A 17,860-nucleotide genomic window follows, 5' to 3' on the forward strand; every position below is an offset into this window, starting at 1 on the left:
TTAGTTATTAAGTTAAGTATTTACTAGATATATCGTATCTTTTTTTCAAAAATTCAATGTTCTGGAAGGTCAGATGAAAAATATTTTTCATTTGGCAGGGTCTCTAGGTTATTTTTTGAAAATTAATGGGAATATAGCCTTTAAATAAGGAGGGGGTAATATGGAACGTAATCACACGATGATACAGTTCTTTGAATGGCATATTGAAGCAGATGGAGAGCACTGGAACCACCTAAAAGAGTGGGCACCTGAATTAAAGAAGCGAGGAATTGATTCGGTGTGGATTCCCCCCATCACAAAGGCAGAATCTCCGCAAGATACTGGATATGCTGTCTACGATTTATACGATTTGGGTGAATTTGATCAAAAAGGAGAACGACGAACCAAATACGGAACAAAAGAAGAGCTAGAGGAAGCCATTAAAGCCTGTCATGATCATGGAATTAACGTGTATGTGGATGTAGTAATGAATCATAAGGCCGCTGCCGATGAAACCGAAACATTTCAAGTCATTGAAGTAGATCCTAACGACCGAGAAACGGAAATTTCCGAACCGTTTGATATAGAGGGCTGGACGAAATTTACCTTCCCGAACCGAGAACAGAAGTATTCTTCTTTCACTTGGAATTTTAATCACTTTAACGGAACAGACTTTGATCAGAAGACAGGAAAAAAAGGCGTGTTTCGCATTTTAGGGGAAAACAAATCATGGAATAACCGTGTGGATGACGAATTTGGAAACTATGATTATTTGATGTTTGCGAACATCGATTACTCACACCCAGAAGTCAAAGAAGAAATGATTAAATGGGGAAAATGGCTACAGGAAACGCTTGGGTGCGACGGATACAGATTAGATGCGATCAAACATATCGATCACCGCTTTGTGGAATCATTTGTGAAGGAAGTAACAGACACAGCTAACCGCCCTTTTTATATATTCGGTGAATTTTGGAACAACGATTTGCAGGCTTGTGAGGAATTCTTAAATAACGTCGATTATCAGCTCGATTTATTTGATGTGATGCTCCACTACAATCTTCATGAGGCCTCTAAAATGGGACGAGATTTTGATTTAACGACTATATTCAATGATACACTCGTCCAAACGAATCCTCTCCAAGCCGTTACGTTTGTGGATAACCATGATTCACAGCCAAATGAATCCCTAGAATCGTGGATAGACGACTGGTTTAAGCAAAGCGCGTATGCCCTCATTTTACTTCGTGCTGACGGCTATCCTTGCCTATTTTACGGAGATTACTTAGGCATTAACGGGGACGAGCCGATAGAAGGAAAGAAAGAAGCCATCGATCCTCTGCTTTATGCTCGCTACGAGAAAGCATACGGCGAGCAGCATGATTACTTTGATCATCCAAACACAATCGGCTGGGTTCGCCGAGGAATCGATGAGATATCAGGCTCAGGGTGTGCAGTCATTCTATCGAATGGTGAAAACGGTGAGAAAAGAATGTTGGTTGGGGAAAATCGTGCAGGGGAAGAATGGAAGGATCTTACCGGTAATCGAGAGGATACGATTACAATTGAAGAAGACGGCTTCGCTACGTTTCCAGTAAACGGTGGAAGTGTTTCCGTTTGGGCTCTCCCTACAGAAGAATAAGAGGCTGACAAATAACAGTCAGCCTCGCTTCGGTTGGCACGTTGGACAATAGTAGCATCTTCTTGAAGCAGCAACGATTTTAATGATTTCAGTTCCATCTATGCGGCAGGCTTGACCTTCTCGATTAAATACCCAATGTCGATACTTGGCACGAGTAAGACCTTTTTCTTTTAACTTATTCGCAAGGGCCACATCATTGGTAATCCCACCTGTCTCATATGAACGCTTTGTTAATTCAATAATCGCGCTTGCTGCTTTTTGAAGCTGTTCTTCTGTACAATCTACCGGACGGAGGTCTGGATGAATCCCAGCCACAAATAAAATTTCGCTGCGCAAGTAGTTTCCAATTCCCGCTACAAATGCTTGATCCAATAAAAGAGATGTCCACTTTCTCTTATAAAAGCGCTTTGATTTCATTCTCTCAAGCAACTGCAACGTGGTTACATCTTCACTTAAAATATCAGGTCCTACTTTTGAAATAAAGGGATGAGCATCTACCTCTTCATCACGCAGCACCTCGATATCTGATGCGCTATAAAGTAACGCTGACTTCTTTTCATTATGAATCGCGAGCCTTAGCTGGCGATTTGTTTTTGGATAATGATAAGCTGATCGTACATACCATTTCCCATACAGCTGGTTATGAGAATAAATCGTATAACCATTATCAAATCGAATCAACATTGCTTTCCCCTTCGTATCGACACGTTTTACATGAGCTCCTGCAAACATCTCCTCGTATTCTTGAAGATGTGGAAAGGCAAAAGATAATTCGTGAACTGGAAACGAAACAAGTGCTTTTTCAACCTGGTCGGCTGCTCGTCTAATTTCAGGACCTTCTGGCATAGTTAACTTCCTTTCTTCATATGAACATAGTAGTTCAACATTTTTACAATGTATTTATCTTAGTATAGAAAGTCAAATTCCTTAAAGGAGTTGCATTGTCCAATGTGCTATTTTGTTTCATATATTCCCATTTATTATGTGAACACAACTACGAGCACAAACGGTTCTGCTCGTTCAAGCTGGCTTTGCCCCTGCCATTCCTTTTTATCTACGGCATCTTTCACAAAACCAATTCTTCCTTCTATTATTCCCCCTTCACATCGAAACAAAATCAGTAAAAAGATTCAAACAAAGCTACACCTATTGTGGACAGGACAAATGGCTTGGACACGAATGGTCATGATCAGTATCGCTTTTGACCTTCCTGATGAGTCTCTCACAGCAACAAGACTGTTCCGGAATGCTCTTGATATGGGCTCTTTATTTGCAGAATACTGCGGAAAGGAAAAAGGTGATCAATTGACTAAGCTTCTTCAAAAGCACCTTCAAATGATGATTGAACTAGTAAGATCATCAAAAGAGAATGCCGCAGAAGCTGAAAAAATTGAGCACGACTGGTTTTTAAACGCCCATCACCTTGCTGACTTCCTTTATGAAATTCATCCTTATCAACCAAATGAATCGTTTCAACAGATTTTTGCACACTATTTAACCCTTCTTAAAACAGCGTCCGTCTTTATCTTAAGCGGTCACTTTTATTCAAGCATTACCATCTATGACCAGATTGAAGAACAAGCTCTCAAAATATCCTCGCTCTTTTATAAAATTCTTCTATACACCAACAAGAATTAGAATATTAAAATTTTTTAACCTATTCATAAACACCAAACGTGTTGTTGCTCTTTTTGCGTGATAAAATGGTAGTAAATGATCAAAAGGAGTGGAACATATGAAAGACGAACTAATTAAACGCCTGTCAACCTACGTACAGGTTGATACACAGTCAGATAGTGAAAGCGAGACTTGCCCGTCTACACCTGGACAATTAACTCTTGCCAATATGCTTGTAGAAGAATTGAAAGAAATTGGGATGCACGAAGTGACGATTGATGACAATGGCTACGTGATGGCAACTTTACCTTCTAATACAGAAAAAGACGTTCCAACGATCGGATTTTTAGCTCATGTTGATACAGCGACTGATTTCACCGGGAAAAATGTGAAGCCTCAGGTTATTGAAAATTACGACGGGAGCGATATTGTATTAAACGAAGATTTACGTATTGTCCTTTCACCAAACGATTTTCCTAATCTACATAACTACAAAGGCCATACCCTAATTACAACCGATGGCACAACGCTATTAGGTGCTGATAACAAGGCCGGCATTACAGAAATCATGACGGCGATGGCTTATTTAATTAAGCATCCTGAAATCAAGCATGGGAAGGTTCGCGTTGCGTTCACACCAGATGAAGAGATCGGGCGTGGGCCTCATAAGTTTGATGTACAAGCCTTTGGTGCAAAATTTGCTTACACAGTCGATGGTGGCCCATTAGGTGAATTAGAATATGAAAGCTTTAACGCTGCAGGCGCTACGCTAGTAGTAAAAGGGAAAAACATTCATCCAGGTACGGCAAAAGGGAAAATGATTAACTCCACAAAAATTGCGATGGAATTTAATCAAAAGCTACCAGTCGAAGAAGCACCCGAATCGACTGAAGGCTACGAAGGCTTTTATCATTTGCTTTCCATGAGTGGCGATGTCGAAGAAACGAAGCTTCAATATATCATTCGTGACTTTGACAAAAATCAGTTTGCGGCGCGCAAAGAAGTGATGCAAAAAGCAGCGCAAGAACTTCAAGAAGTGTATGGAGAAGAACGTGTTACATTAGAAATCAAAGATCAATATTTCAACATGAAAGAAAAGATCGAACCTGTAAAAGAAATCGTAGATATTGCCTACAAGGCGATGAAAAACCTAGAGATTGAACCTAAAATCTCGCCAATCCGTGGTGGAACAGATGGTTCACAGCTTTCTTACATGGGGTTACCAACGCCTAATATCTTTACCGGCGGCGAAAACTTCCACGGACGCTACGAATATGCTTCTGTTGATACGATGTTAAAAGCAACGAACGTAATTGTAGAAATCGCAAAATTATTTGAAGAACAAGCATAATACGAAGAAATAAGCTAGCAGACGCTAGCTTATTTCTTCTATACATACTATTGGGGGTCTACACGATGATTAACATTGGAATTATAGGTTTAGGTGCTATTGGGCAACGCTTAGTAAACGGATTTTTGCAACACCCTTCTATTACGATTGTAGCCATCTGTGATCAAAACGCGGAGCGCTTGCTTTCGACTAAGCAACAGCTTGAGAATGTACAAGCTTTTCAGTCTCATAAAGAGATGTTAGAGTCACTGGACTTAGATCTCGTATACGTAGCGGTTCCTCCTAAGTATCATCATGCTATTGCCTTAGATGTAATAAGCAAAGGAATTCATATTCTATGCGAAAAGCCTCTAGCCAATTCAATTGAAGAAGCACGTGATTTGTATGAACGCGCACATGAAAAAGGAATCATTCATGCAATGAACTTCCCGTTAAATTACAGCGCAGGAAGCAACACCTTCGCACAACTTATTCAAGATGGTTTTGTCGGAGATGTGAGACGTGTAGAAGTAAAATTGCGCTTTCCTCAGTGGCCAAGACCTTGGCAACAAAATGAATGGATTGCAAGCCGTGAACAAGGAGGATTTGTTTTAGAAGTAGGCGTACACTACATTCAGCAAATTCAGCGCATCTTTGGTAACGTCAATGTGATGAACGTGGATACACAATACCCCGAAGATCCGACAGCAAGTGAGCGCGGCATTCTTGCTCATCTACAGCTTGAGGACGAAACGCCACTTATCGTGGACGGATTAAGCCATATTGCGGGTGAGGAGGAAATTCGCTTTACAGCATATGGAACAGAAGGCACCCTCTCGCTTCTGAACTGGGCAGACCTTGAAGGCGGAAAAATTGGTAGTCCGATTACAACGATCGAACCGAACGAGAAACTGACAAGTTCACTTGCTGATCATTTAGTAGCTGCAATCGAAGGTAAAGAAGCAACGTTGATTGATTTTAAAGCAGGCTATGACGCGCAGATTGTTTTAGAGAAATTACGCGCATAACAGAAAAGAGAGTCAGAATTCGAGAGTCCACTGAAAAACTTCGGATTTTTAGATGATCAGTAGAAGATAAGACAAAAAAGCTGGATCTATTCCATAAAATAGAATAGATCCAGCTTTTTCTTCATTCTTTTTAGGGTGATGGTGCAAATGGTCCCTGTCCCTTGCATTTCCATGCCAACGAGACCTATATCTATGCTTTAATTCGCTATTCTTTCCTTCAATTTTAGACCGTTCTTCGGATTTCTCCTTAAAGTATGCCCCTCTTTGAAAAGGTGCGTGTTCAGTATGTTCCATTGCCTTCAATTAAACGGAATCATTGGAAGCATCCTTTTGAATAAACAGAGTTTTTTTATTATCAAGCAAAAAACGGCCAAGTTCCTTTCAAAATGGGAACTTGGCCGTTCTATCTGATGCAGTCGCTCTAGGTTGTTTGGAACGGAAGATGCGAGACTCCTGCGGGATTAGCGTGACAGGTGAGACCCCGCAGAGCAACGAGGAGGCTCACCGCACGCCCCGCGGAAAGCGAAGCGACCTAGAGTGGAAATCAACCCACTCCGTTATGAACGCAATCACTTAAGGACTTTTTCAGTTGCCTCGAAATTCGACTCTCCTTTTTCATGGTCAGAAACCGTGCACTCTAATTTCGAGCTTCATGTACTTTCAACTGTTTTCCTTTAATCGTCGTATACTTCATTTGTTTTAGTACCGTTGGGCCTTTTCCATTTAGAATCTCCACATAGGTTAGAATATCCTGAATGGTAATAATCCCTATATCGCTTGCTTCGACACCATCAAGCTTAGCAATAGTACCCACAAAATCAACCGCTCGAAGCTTCTTCTTTTTACCGCCATTAAAATAAAGCTTCATAATGTCTTCGTTTAGCTCTGCTCCCTTTTCTTCTTTTAGATCTGGGACTTCACTTACTTTTTCCTTGAAAGCATCTGTAGCTTCATCTACTTGTTCAGAAGTAGGTGGATCAAGACGCGGAATTTCAAATCCAATATATTCCTCAATACTACTTACAAATCGTTCTTCTTCATAAGGCGTCACAAACGTTATGGCTTTCCCTGTATGACCAGCTCGTCCTGTTCTACCCGTTCTGTGAACATAGCTTTCCTTTTCCATCGGAAGATCGTAGTTAATAACGTGCGTAATGTTCTCGATATCGATTCCTCTTGCTGCTACATCTGTCGCAACGAGGTAGCGAAATGTCCCGCGTTTGAAATCCTCCATTACTTCAAATCGATCTTCTTGCACCATTCCCCCGTGAAGCTTATCACACGGATAACCAGCGCGATCTAGTCGTTCAAACAAATCTTCCACGCGCTCTTGCGTACGGCAAAAAATGATGCAACTATCTGGATTTTCAACGGTTGTTACATCGTATAATAAAGACAATTTTTCTCTTTCCGGTGTGACGTAGAGAGCATGCTCAATTTTTTCAGCCGTTAAGCCTGACGCAGCGATTTCTACTCGCTCTGGATGGTCCATGTACCGATCGCTCAAGCTTTTAATATCAGGAGGCAGCGTGGCAGAAAATAGCATTGTCGTACGCTGACTAGGAAGTTTGTTGATGATAGCTTCTACTTGCTCAATGAAACCCATATTCAGCATCTCATCCGCTTCATCGATAATGAGATAACGAAGTGCATCTACTGTTAATGTGCCTTTTTCAAGGTGATCTAGGACACGCCCTGGCGTTCCGACGACAATGTGTGTTTTTTGCTTTAACTCAAGCTTTTGGCGATGGAAAGGTTGTTTTCCATAAACCGCTACAGCTTTAATTCGCTTTAAGCGGCCGATATTCGTAATATCCTCTTGAACTTGAGCCGCTAGCTCTCTTGTCGGTGTTAAAACAAGTGCCTGTGGCTTATTTTCTTTCCACTCCACTAACTCACATAAAGGAATGCCGAATGCAGCCGTTTTTCCGCTTCCCGTTTGAGACTTTACGATGATGTCTTTTTCTTCTAACGCAACTGGAAGAACTTTTTCCTGAACTTCAGTTGGCGTTGTATAATGCAAGCGCTCAAGAGCGTCCGTAATTTCTGGGCTTAATTTATATTGTTGAAAACCATTTATATTCATAGATAACCTCATTTTCCTTATTTGCTGTAGCATCTAATCTACAGGCTATGTTTTATTATACTTTAAATGATCTAGTAGTGTCGGTATAATCATAAAGAGTAAGTTAATGAATGATTTTAGAACAATTCTGTGAAAAACGATTAAAATAGATTGATTTCACTATAGATGGAACCTATAATTGTGATAATGAGAATTATTATCACTAGATATCACTAAAAGAAAAAAGGATGAGTCAAAGCATGTTGCATAACCCTTCTCTGAAGAATAACACTCGCTCAAATGTACTCAAATCCGTATTTTTATTCATTTTAGCGATTCTGGGAGTAGCGTTATGTATGTTTTTCGCAATCGCATTTGGAGCAAAAGAAATTACGGTTCATACAGTATGGGCTGCCATATTTCATTATAATTCTACCATTACGGAGCAACAAATTATTCATGAACTGCGATTTCCTCGTGTACTCGGAGCCGCAGTTGTCGGAGCTGCTTTCGCAGTAGCAGGTGCGTTAATGCAAGGAATCACACGAAACCCTCTTGCTGATACCGGTGTATTGGGAATTAATTCAGGAGCAATGTTTGTCGTAACACTTTGCTTTGCGTTCTTCCCTAGTATGCCCTACTCGTCGCTTATGATTTTCTCCTTTATCGGAGCCGTATTAAGCACGGTATTCATTTTTGCAATCGGCTCTGCTGTTCCAGGTGGATTAACCCCTATTCGCCTTACCATTTCAGGAGCTGTTATGGCAGCATTCTTGCATTCACTTAGCTCTGGAATTGCCATCTACTACGATCTTAGTCAAGATTTAGCCTTTTGGTATGCAGGAGGCGTCGCAGGGATAAAATGGAGCTATCTGCGCGTGTTAATTCCCGTGATTCTTGCGGTGATTATTTGGGCCTGTTTATTAGGAAGATCGGTCTCCATCATTTCGTTGGGTGACGATATCGCAACAAACTTAGGGATTAATGCGAATCGGATTCGAATCATTGGCATGGTACTAGCCGTTATTTTAGCCGGTGTATCTGTATCAGCTGTTGGTTCGATTGGTTTTGTTGGCTTGGTCATTCCCCATATAGCCAGGAAGCTTGTAGGAGAGCATTATGGGACGATCATTCCTATGTCGGCGTTATTAGGAGCTATTCTGCTCGTTTTAGCGGACTTAGGGGCTCGAACGGTCAATCCTCCTCGTGAATTGGCGATTGGGATTATGGTTGCATTTGTCGGCGTTCCCTTTTTTCTTTACATTGCTCGAAAGATAGGGAGGGAACTATAAATGAAACACTCTGTTCGTAGTGACCAAAAGCGAGCTTATCTTATGAACACATTGTTTGTGCTCATAAGTCTCTTCGCTGTACTAGTCAGTCTAAATACAGGTTCACTGAAACTATCACCGCTTGAAGTAACGAAGACGTTATTCGGATACGGGGACTTTACAAGCTCAACGGTTCTTTTTGATTACCGTCTTCCCCGCATTCTCATTACAATGTTAGCGGGAATTGGACTTGGGATTTCAGGAGCTATTCTGCAAGGAATATCACGAAATCCATTAGCTGACCCAGGAATTTTAGGGTTACATGCCGGAGCCGCATTTGGTTTGATTGTGTTTGTTACATACTTTCACTCATTTGAAAATAGCGCGTCCCTTCTTATTCCTCTCTTTACGTTTTTGGGGGGCGTTGTAGCAGCGATTTTAATCGTAGGACTTTCCTATGATCGCTATCGAGGAACGATTCCGATTCGCATGATTCTAGTAGGAATTGCGATCGCAGCTGGATTTAGCGCTATTACCCTGTTTTTATCTCTTCGCTTAAACGAAGAAACGTATACGTTTGCTTCTCGTTGGTTAGTTGGGAACGTATGGGGGAGAGATTGGGTGCATGTTCTTGCCCTTTTACCATGGATCGTTGTGTTAGCGCCTTTTACGTGGTTAAAGTCACGCACGTTAAACATTCTCTCACTGGGAGATGAAGTCGCAACAAGTCTCGGTTCTTCCGTTCAGAAACAGCGGATTCTTATGCTCGCTGTAGCAGTTGGCTTATCTTGTGCGAGTGTTGCGATGGCAGGAGGGATTGGTTTTATTGGCCTTGTTGCTCCTCATCTAGCACGCCGTCTTGTTGGGCAATCTTATCAGTACTCCATTCCCTTGTCTGGACTCATTGGTCTGGTCATTTTAGTACTCGCGGATACAATAGGACGAACGATATTCGAGCCCAACTCTATTCCGGCAGGTGTTGTTGTCTCAGCACTTGGAGCACCCTATTTTTTCTATTTACTTATTAAATCCAAATAAACTATTTATAAGGTGAAGCGATGAAAAAGAAACTATTAATTTTACTTAGTATCGTCGTGCTGGCACTAGCGGCATGTGGAAAAAAAGACGATGATAAACAAGAATCTACTTCTAAAAAAGGTGGAAACGAGCGAATTGCTTCTCTCTCCATCCACTTAACAAATGATTTATTAGCGTTAGGTATCACACCAGCTGGTTCGGTTGTGGGCGGTTCGTTAAATACATTCTTGCCGCATGTGCAAGATCAATTAAAAAACACAAAGCCACTTGGATCAGCAAAAGATCCTGATATGGAAACGTTACTTTCCCTAAAACCATCTGCTATTTATGCAGATAAGGAGTTTTCAGGAACTGATACGTCTAAATACGAAAAAATTGCTCCTACCCATGTTTTTGACTTAGACAAGGGGACATGGAGAGATCATCTTAAGAAAATCGCCAAAACAGTGAATCGCGAAAAAGAAGCGAAAACGTTTATTTCTGATTATGAAAAAGAACGAAAAGAAGTAAAAGCACTTATTGAACAGGAGCTTGGGAAGAATAGCAAGGCAATGGCTATTCGAGTAACGGGTAAAGAACTTCGAGTCTTTAGTAAAAATCGCCCAATGGGACCGATTCTATTTGATGATTTAGGCTTTACACCTGCAAATGGGGTGGAGAAATTAAAGACAAATCGACCTTATGAAGTTATTTCTCAAGAAGTACTTCCTGATTATGACGCAGATGCTATTTTCGTGATCGTTAATAGCGATGATGAAGCGAAAACAGCATTTAAGCAGCTAGAAGCAAGTCCTATTTGGAAGGGGCTTAAGCCTGTAAAAGAAAACCACGTATATGTAGTTTCAGATCAACCTTGGCTGGATTACTCGGCGCTTGGAAACAAAATGGCGCTTGATCAAGCTAAAAAAATGTTCTCCAAATAAACAAAACCCCCTTCGAAAAGGGGGTTTTTACTTATTTACGAATTTTTGCAATTTCGTCCGCAACGAACTGAACGGATGGACCAACAACTACTTGAATATTATGTGGACCGATGATATTAATTCCAGGAATACCGGTCGACTTAATCTTTTCTTGATCGACGACGCTCATGTCTTTTACTTCAAGGCGCAAGCGTGTGACACAGTTATCTAACGATGTAACATTATCGTCTCCGCCTAACCCCTCATAAATTCGAGCAGCCATCACAGCAAACTTATCCGTTCCCGTGCTTGTAGGCGCAGCTTCAGCCATCGCTGCCACTACCTCATCATCTTCTCGACCTGGCGTTTGCAGATTGAACTTTGTAATGAGGAAACGGAAAACAAAATAATAGATGACAGCAAATACAAGCCCTTGAACAATCAACATATATGGCTTATTAGCCAGTGGTAAGCTTGAGCTTAATATAAAGTCAATCAGTCCTCCACTGAATCCAAATCCTGCTGTCCAGTGAAAAGCCGCTGCGATTGCTAGTGATAAACCGGTTAAAACAGCATGAACTAAATATAAAAGCGGTGCCGCAAACATAAATGAAAACTCAATTGGCTCTGTAACTCCTGTTAAGAAAGCCGCAACTCCTGCGGCAAGCATTAAGGAGGCAATTTGCTTTTTACGCTTTGTTTTAGCCGTATGATACATCGCAAGGGCAGCTGCCGGAAGGCCAAACATCATCACTGGGAAGTATCCTGCTTGATACATTCCTGTGACACCCTTAACCCCAGTACCTTTCCAAAACTTACCGATATCATCAATTCCAGCTGTATCAAACCAGAATACGTTGTTTAACGCATGATGTAGTCCCATCGGAATAAGTAAACGGTTGAAGAAACCATATAGACCTGCTCCAACAGCTCCTAGCTTACTAATTGCTTCACCAAATGACACTAATCCACTAAATACGACCGGCCAGATGAATAATAAAATAAGTGATACGATTAACATCGCAAAAGCAGACATAATCGGCGCCAATCGTTTTCCACTAAAGAATGCTAATGCATCAATTAATTTCACATGACTAAATCGGTTATACATGATCGATGCTACGATACCTGATAAGATTCCAATGAACGGATTTTGAATTTTTACAAATGCATCATTAACCTTGGTCACATCGATTCCTTGTAGCATGGCAACAGATCCCGGTGATAATAGAGTTGTAACCACTAGGTAAGCAACTAATCCACTAAGAGCAGCTGCCCCATCCTTTGCTTTGGTCATCCCAATGGCTACACCAATTGCAAAAAGGATACCCAAATTGTCTAAAATCGCTCCACCACCCTTAATGAGGAACGCTGCTACTGGATTCCCGGATCCCCAACCGTCATGGTCAATCCAATATCCAATTCCAAGCATGATCGCTGCAGCAGGTAAAACAGCTACTGGCAACATTAAAGAACTACCTATTCGCTGTAAATATTTTTTCACGTTCAAAACTCCCCTCTATACGTTTCTTTTTGTCTTGTTATAGCACTCTATGGAACTTGTTTCCATCCTATTGTCAGATATGCTGACAATGTAAATCCGTACTATTTCTTGTAATTCATTCAAATAGGGACTACTTGTAAAGATATATGCTAAAAATGAAAGCGTATACATTAATACTATATCAGAATTTTAGGGACCTAGATAAGCTAAATTTATTTTTCCTCAAAATTCCTTATTTTTATAATAAGAAGAGAAAAAAATCAGTAGTTCTCATGTCCTACTTAAGAGAGGCAGAGAACCACATGCTAAATAACCCCTCACTAACCCCTAAATTGTACATGTAGTAGATACCGAACAGAATACTAATACCTCCAGCCGCTTTTATGAGTCCTGTATGTAAACGAACCTTTTTCGAGCTCATAATAAACGGTACTCCTAGAATGGTCGTGAATAACAGCATGCCGACAATTGTTCCACCACCAAAAATAAAAATATATAATATGCCTTCCCAAACACTATTTACGGTACTCATTGTTAATAAGACCATTGCGGCACTTCCCGCTAAACCATGAATAAATCCCATAAATACAGACTTCTTATACGACGTATGATGGTTAGAATGCTGAACAGATTGTTGATTTCTTTTTGCTGAACGAAACGATGAAACCCCAAAATACACGAGCATAATCCCCACTAAAAATTCTAAAGACATCGAGATATTATCAGGTATTCCACCTTTCATTAAAATAAGTAACATACCAATGATTAACAACGTGGAAGTATGTCCGATCCCCCAAAAAACACCAGTTAACGATGAAACAGACAATCGCTTACTTTGACTAGCGATCGTCGAAACCGCAATCACATGATCTGGCTCCATTGCATGCTTCACACCCAAAATAAAGCCTAAACTTAATACAGATAAAAAACCAATTTCCATTATGTATTCCTCCTGATCTAAATAAAAAAGAGATAGTGGACCTGTGCACCCACTATCTATCCTTTTCATTATTTATTAAGCCGTTTTCCTATTAAGCTGAAGAGCTGGACTATTCCATGTTTTAATCCAGTTTCGTACAGCTGTAATCATAATGACAATTCCTAAGACAAGCATAATGATTGATAAAACAGCATTTAATACGTTGTAGCCTGATGCAGCTGTATTTAAGTAGACGTTCTTGATCATCCAATATCCTGCGTAATTAACCGTTACGTATAGATACGCTAATGGAATAAGGCACGTCAGCATATAACGGCGCTTATCAGCAACTTTTAAGATAACCGTTGCGCCGATAATTAACCCAATTGACGCCATTAGCTGATTGGATACCCCAAACAACGCCCATACCGATCCGATATCTCCCGAGAAGAGGAGGTATCCCCACACCAAACATGCAAGTGCACTGGCAAAAATGTTACCAGGAAGCCAGTCTACACGTTTTAGAGGCTTATAGAAGGCGCCTCCGAAGTCTTGGATCAGATAACGTGCAACGCGTGTTCCTGAATCGATCGCTGTTAGAATGAACAATGCTTCAAACATAATGACGAACTGGAAGAAAAATGAAGCTAATTTATCAAACCACGAAATATCGGTGAAGATGTACGTCATTCCTACTGCCAATGTGACGGCTCCACCAGTACGTCCCTCGAGGTCAAGGCCAATCTCCTGGCTTAGCTTTGAAAGATTAACTGTTTCCATTCCTAACGTTTTAAACACTTCCGGCGTGGAGTTAATCGCAAAATAATCTCCAGGATGAAGAGCTGTTGCCGCAACAAGCGCCATGATCCCAACGACACATTCTACAAGCATAGCACCGAATCCGACAGGCTTAATATCACTCCAGCGATCAAGCATTTTGGGTGTCGTTCCAGATCCAACGAATGCATGGAATCCTGAAATTGCACCACAAGCGATTGTAATCGAGATGAATGGCCACACTGGACCATTTAATACTGGACCTCCGCCGTGGATAAAATCGGTTAATGCAGGCATTTGAAGCGTTGGATTCACAAGGAACACACCGGCAATCAAGGCTACGAAAACCCCAATTTTCATAAAGCTACTTAAATAATCACGCGGCGCAAGCAGTAGCCATACTGGCAATGCCGCTGCAAAAAAGGCATAAATCGGTAAAATAATTGATAACGTTTTTACATCAAGCGTTAGCCATTCCCCAAGGACCGTATCTTGAATATATGGCCCGCAAAATACGGCTACCATAATGAGTATAAAACCAACAATTGTCGCACCTTTTAAATTACCTGTTTTACGATGATATAATCCTACTCCCATAGCAATCGGAATCGTAATTCCAACCGCGAACGTTCCCCAAGGGTTATGTTCAAGTGCGTGAAGTACAACCATGGACAAACCAGCCATTGTAATGGTAATGATAAACAACATCGCAAGACCCGTACAAAAACCAGCAACAGGACCTAATTCCTTCTTCGCTACTTCAGCAAGTGACTCTCCTCGCTGACGCATCGATGCGAACAATACAACCGCGTCATGTACGGCTCCACCAATTACGGCTCCAATTAACAGCCATAGAAGACCTGGAAGATAACCAAATTGAGCGGCTAAAATTGGACCAACAAGTGGACCCGCGGCAGCAATCGCTGCGAAATGATGTCCAAATGTCACCCATCGGTTCGTTGGAACATAGTCCTTCCCGTCTTCTAACTCATGTGCAGGTGTCTTCTTTGAATCATCTAATTTTAAGACTTTCACAGCCATAAATGTTCCGTATAAACGATAGGCAATCATTAAAATACAAATCGATCCTATCACCATTGTAATCGCATTCATTTCTCCCTACCCCCTTGTCGTTCTCTGTGCTCTCACTATAACAAATGAAATAAAAAGTGTTAGCGTTTTCATAGAAAGTAGCGAGATATAGGAGATGAAATGCATAATTTAGGGGTTGAAATGCTTTATAAAAGAGTTAAAATCCAATTCGTTGTCTTAGTTCTTTTACATACGTACGACTGACTGGCACCTTCAATCCATTTTTCATCACTAGATTATAGGTAGAGTTAAACCAAGGCTCAATTTCAACAATCTGATGGATATTCACTAAATAGCTTCTATGAACACGCAAAAACGTATCACTCATCAGTTTTTTCTCAATGGTCACAAGTGTATCAGCAATTTTAAATGATTCTTCCTTTGTCTGAATAACGGTCTTGCCTTCTGATGTAGCAACAAAAAGAATATGTTGAACATCAATTAGGACAATCTTCTCGTCAGTAGCTACAGCTAACTTTCCTACTAGTGGTTCAGCTGTAGCACTTTTGAAAACCTTTGCCGATGATTCTACAGAAGTATGGGGCATTTGATGCCTTATTTTCTGAACTGTTTTCCTAATTCGATCTTCATCGAAAGGTTTCAAGATATAATCAACAGCGTCTAAATCAAAAGCTTGCAGAGCAAATTCATCATAGGCAGTTGCGAACACAATGGCTGGTATATGATCGAGACGACGCAATTCAGCTGCAAGCTGTAAGCCACTATCCTGTGAAAGCTCAATGTCTAAAAAGGCAAGGTCTGGTTTTAATACGGCAATCTGTTCAATTGCATCTAACAGACTGCTAGATTCACCTACAATATCAACTTCACGTGTTCGTAACAGCAAATATTTTAATTCATCTCGTGCCAAAGGTTCATCATCAACTATAAATGCCTTCATCATATGAGCTATACCCTCCTGTTTGTTTTAAAGGAATTTTGATCTGAATAGATGTTCCCTTCTCTTCCTCACTTTTAATACGAAAAGTCGCTTCTTTCCCATAAATTCCATAAAGTCTCTCTTTAATATTAACAAGAGCTGTACCTGTTCCATGTGTCGAAACAACCGTTTCCTTTCCCAGTACCTGTAGCTTGTCAGCAGAAATGCCATGACCGTTATCTCTAACCTGAATACATAAGTGAACATCATCGGCTGAGACTTCTACCTTTACTTCTCCCCTTTTCATTTTTGAAAAGGCATGACGGATACTGTTTTCCACAAGAGGCTGCAAAACGAACGGAGGCAGCAATTGATTCTCAAGCCCCTCTTCAATACTCCAATCCACCTCATAGCGATCTGGAAAGCGCGCCTGTTCTAAAGAGAGATAGGCCTTTACATGCTCGATTTCTTTTTCGAGTGAGATCAGCATTTGCCTTGCCCCCTGCAAATTACTACGAAAAAAGTGGCTAAGCTCTAACAAAAGCTTTCTTGCTTTTTCAGGATTCGTGCGACATAAAACGGAAATGGTGTTAATCGCGTTAAAAAGAAAATGCGGGTGAATTTGGGCTTGAAGTGCTTTTACTTCAGCATCTTTTAATAATTTACTTTGCTGCTCTGCTTCTCCTAACTCGAGCTGAGTGGAAAATAGATTTGCCAACCCCTCCGCTAGCTCTCTTTCCACCTCCGTTAATTGACTTGGATTATTAAAGTACAGCTTTAACGTTCCGACTGTTCGATCATGCAATCTGAGAGGAAGTACGACTGCTGCTCGGAGTGGACATCGCTCATTCTGACAAAGAATCTCCTCCCGGCTCCTTGCCATAAGCACCGTTCCCTCTTTTAACACTTTTTTTGTTAGTTCAGTGGAAAAGCCAAGAGTAGGCTTATGGTGATCAGAAGCTGACCCAACATGCGCTAATACTCCTTCTGCATTTGTAATTGCGATCGCATCTGCATCCGTTAGCTCTAGCATCAGCTCCGCTACTCGTTGACATGATTCGGGATTTAACCCCTTACGGAAAAATGGAAGGGTCTGATCCGCAATGTAGAAAGCTTTACTCGTTTGGAGTGCTCTTGTTTTTTCACGTTCACGTAGAATGTTTTGAATAATAATCATAAACAACAGCATCCCAAGACCATTAATAATAATCATCGGAATACCAATTACTTTTACTAAATTCCACGCGATGTCAAAAGGCTTTGTCACAATTAAAATAAGACCCATTTGAGTTATTTCCATGATGATACCCATCATCACCGCGAAGGGAGCTGTAATTGTGCCTCGACGCTTACGGACCATACCAACGTATCCCGCTATTCCTCCAGCTAAAATAGCTGAGATCGCACACGCTGTAGCGGTAAAACCGCCCATTAAATAGCGATGAAGGCCGGCAATTAGACCGATTCCTACACCAACGACAGGTCCTCCTAGCATCGAACCAATCGTAATGCCCATAATTCTTGTATTCGCAATGGCACTATCAGGCTCAATCGCAATGAGCCAGCTATTTTCCGTAATGGAGTTTGGATGAATTTTAATACCCGTATAATTGCTCATCACACCAAACAAGCCAAAGATAACGACAAGAATCATTTTTTCTTTCACTGTTTGGCTTTGATCAATAACCTTACGAAATGATTTCATTTGAGCTAAGAGAAAGGCCACAATCAGCACAACTCCTACCCGTTCAATCATTAGCGGAATTAGGCTAATCATAGATAATCTCCTCTCTGATTTTACATACGCTGCCTCATG

The 17,860-nt window shown here is 41.0% G+C and carries 15 protein-coding genes; 8 read left to right on the plus strand and 7 right to left on the minus strand.

Going from position 1 to position 17,860, the window contains the following annotated elements:
• Window positions 1–160: 160 nt before the first annotated feature.
• Window positions 161–1,621 (plus strand): alpha-amylase, encoded by a 1,461-nt coding sequence (locus AMD01_RS23110; RefSeq protein WP_053403806.1) that lies wholly within the window; start codon window positions 161–163, stop codon window positions 1,619–1,621.
• A gap of 18 nt (window positions 1,622–1,639) precedes the next feature.
• On the opposite strand, the gene nei is transcribed toward AMD01_RS23110, so the two are convergent.
• Entirely contained in the window at window positions 1,640–2,467 is an 828-nt protein-coding gene (gene nei / locus AMD01_RS23115; protein ID WP_053403807.1) for an endonuclease VIII, read from the minus strand.
• 318 nt (window positions 2,468–2,785) lie between these two features.
• On the opposite strand from nei, the gene AMD01_RS23120 reads away from it, so the two are divergent.
• From AMD01_RS23120 to AMD01_RS24365, 4 genes are all read left to right on the plus strand, one after another.
• Window positions 2,786–3,259 (plus strand): acetylglutamate kinase, encoded by a 474-nt coding sequence (locus AMD01_RS23120; RefSeq protein WP_157052835.1) that lies wholly within the window; start codon window positions 2,786–2,788, stop codon window positions 3,257–3,259.
• A gap of 97 nt (window positions 3,260–3,356) precedes the next feature.
• Window positions 3,357–4,589, plus strand: coding sequence for a peptidase T (pepT, locus tag AMD01_RS23125; RefSeq protein ID WP_053403809.1), 1,233 nt, complete (start codon window positions 3,357–3,359; stop codon window positions 4,587–4,589).
• A 65-nt stretch (window positions 4,590–4,654) separates the two neighbouring features.
• A complete protein-coding gene (locus tag AMD01_RS23130; RefSeq protein ID WP_053403810.1) occupies window positions 4,655–5,596 on the plus strand; it encodes a Gfo/Idh/MocA family protein in 942 nt (313 codons plus the stop codon).
• 394 nt (window positions 5,597–5,990) lie between these two features.
• On the plus strand, window positions 5,991–6,173 hold the full coding sequence (locus tag AMD01_RS24365; RefSeq protein ID WP_157052836.1) for a hypothetical protein: 183 nt from the start codon (window positions 5,991–5,993) through the stop codon (window positions 6,171–6,173).
• A gap of 60 nt (window positions 6,174–6,233) precedes the next feature.
• Here AMD01_RS24365 and AMD01_RS23140 read toward each other — a convergent pair whose 3' ends face one another.
• Window positions 6,234–7,682, minus strand: coding sequence for a DEAD/DEAH box helicase (locus AMD01_RS23140; RefSeq protein ID WP_053403812.1), 1,449 nt, complete (start codon window positions 7,680–7,682; stop codon window positions 6,234–6,236).
• A gap of 239 nt (window positions 7,683–7,921) precedes the next feature.
• Here AMD01_RS23140 and AMD01_RS23145 point away from each other — a divergent pair, with 239 nt between their 5' ends.
• The 3 genes from AMD01_RS23145 to AMD01_RS23155 are packed head-to-tail and all read left to right on the plus strand — an operon-like array spanning window position 7,922 to window position 10,893.
• Entirely contained in the window at window positions 7,922–8,953 is a 1,032-nt protein-coding gene (locus AMD01_RS23145; protein WP_053403813.1) for a FecCD family ABC transporter permease, read from the plus strand.
• Window positions 8,954–9,970 carry a FecCD family ABC transporter permease gene (locus AMD01_RS23150; protein WP_053403814.1) on the plus strand — a complete coding sequence of 339 codons (1,017 nt, stop codon included), beginning with the start codon at window positions 8,954–8,956 and terminating at the stop codon, window positions 9,968–9,970.
• Between the two features lie 20 nt (window positions 9,971–9,990).
• Window positions 9,991–10,893 (plus strand): ABC transporter substrate-binding protein, encoded by a 903-nt coding sequence (locus AMD01_RS23155; protein WP_053403815.1) that lies wholly within the window; start codon window positions 9,991–9,993, stop codon window positions 10,891–10,893.
• 31 nt (window positions 10,894–10,924) lie between these two features.
• On the opposite strand, the gene nagE is transcribed toward AMD01_RS23155, so the two are convergent.
• From nagE to AMD01_RS23180, 5 genes are all read right to left on the minus strand, one after another.
• Window positions 10,925–12,376, minus strand: a complete 1,452-nt coding sequence (nagE, locus tag AMD01_RS23160; RefSeq protein WP_053403816.1) for an N-acetylglucosamine-specific PTS transporter subunit IIBC — start codon at window positions 12,374–12,376, stop codon at window positions 10,925–10,927.
• A gap of 277 nt (window positions 12,377–12,653) precedes the next feature.
• Window positions 12,654–13,316 (minus strand): LysE family transporter, encoded by a 663-nt coding sequence (locus AMD01_RS23165; protein WP_053403817.1) that lies wholly within the window; start codon window positions 13,314–13,316, stop codon window positions 12,654–12,656.
• A 75-nt stretch (window positions 13,317–13,391) separates the two neighbouring features.
• Window positions 13,392–15,185: a carbon starvation protein CstA gene (gene cstA, locus AMD01_RS23170; protein WP_053403818.1), complete on the minus strand. Its 1,794-nt coding sequence runs from the start codon at window positions 15,183–15,185 to the stop codon at window positions 13,392–13,394.
• A gap of 136 nt (window positions 15,186–15,321) precedes the next feature.
• Window positions 15,322–16,068, minus strand: coding sequence for a LytR/AlgR family response regulator transcription factor (locus AMD01_RS23175; RefSeq protein WP_053403819.1), 747 nt, complete (start codon window positions 16,066–16,068; stop codon window positions 15,322–15,324).
• The gene (locus tag AMD01_RS23180) at window positions 16,046–17,821 is read right to left on the minus strand and encodes a sensor histidine kinase (RefSeq protein ID WP_053403820.1); all 1,776 of its coding nucleotides are present in this window, start codon (window positions 17,819–17,821) and stop codon (window positions 16,046–16,048) included. Before AMD01_RS23180 ends, AMD01_RS23175 begins: the two co-directional genes overlap by 23 nt.
• Window positions 17,822–17,860 lie beyond the last annotated feature (39 nt).

Source organism: Priestia koreensis, assembly GCF_001274935.1.
Lineage (GTDB): Bacteria > Bacillota > Bacilli > Bacillales > Bacillaceae_H > Bacillus_AG > Bacillus_AG koreensis.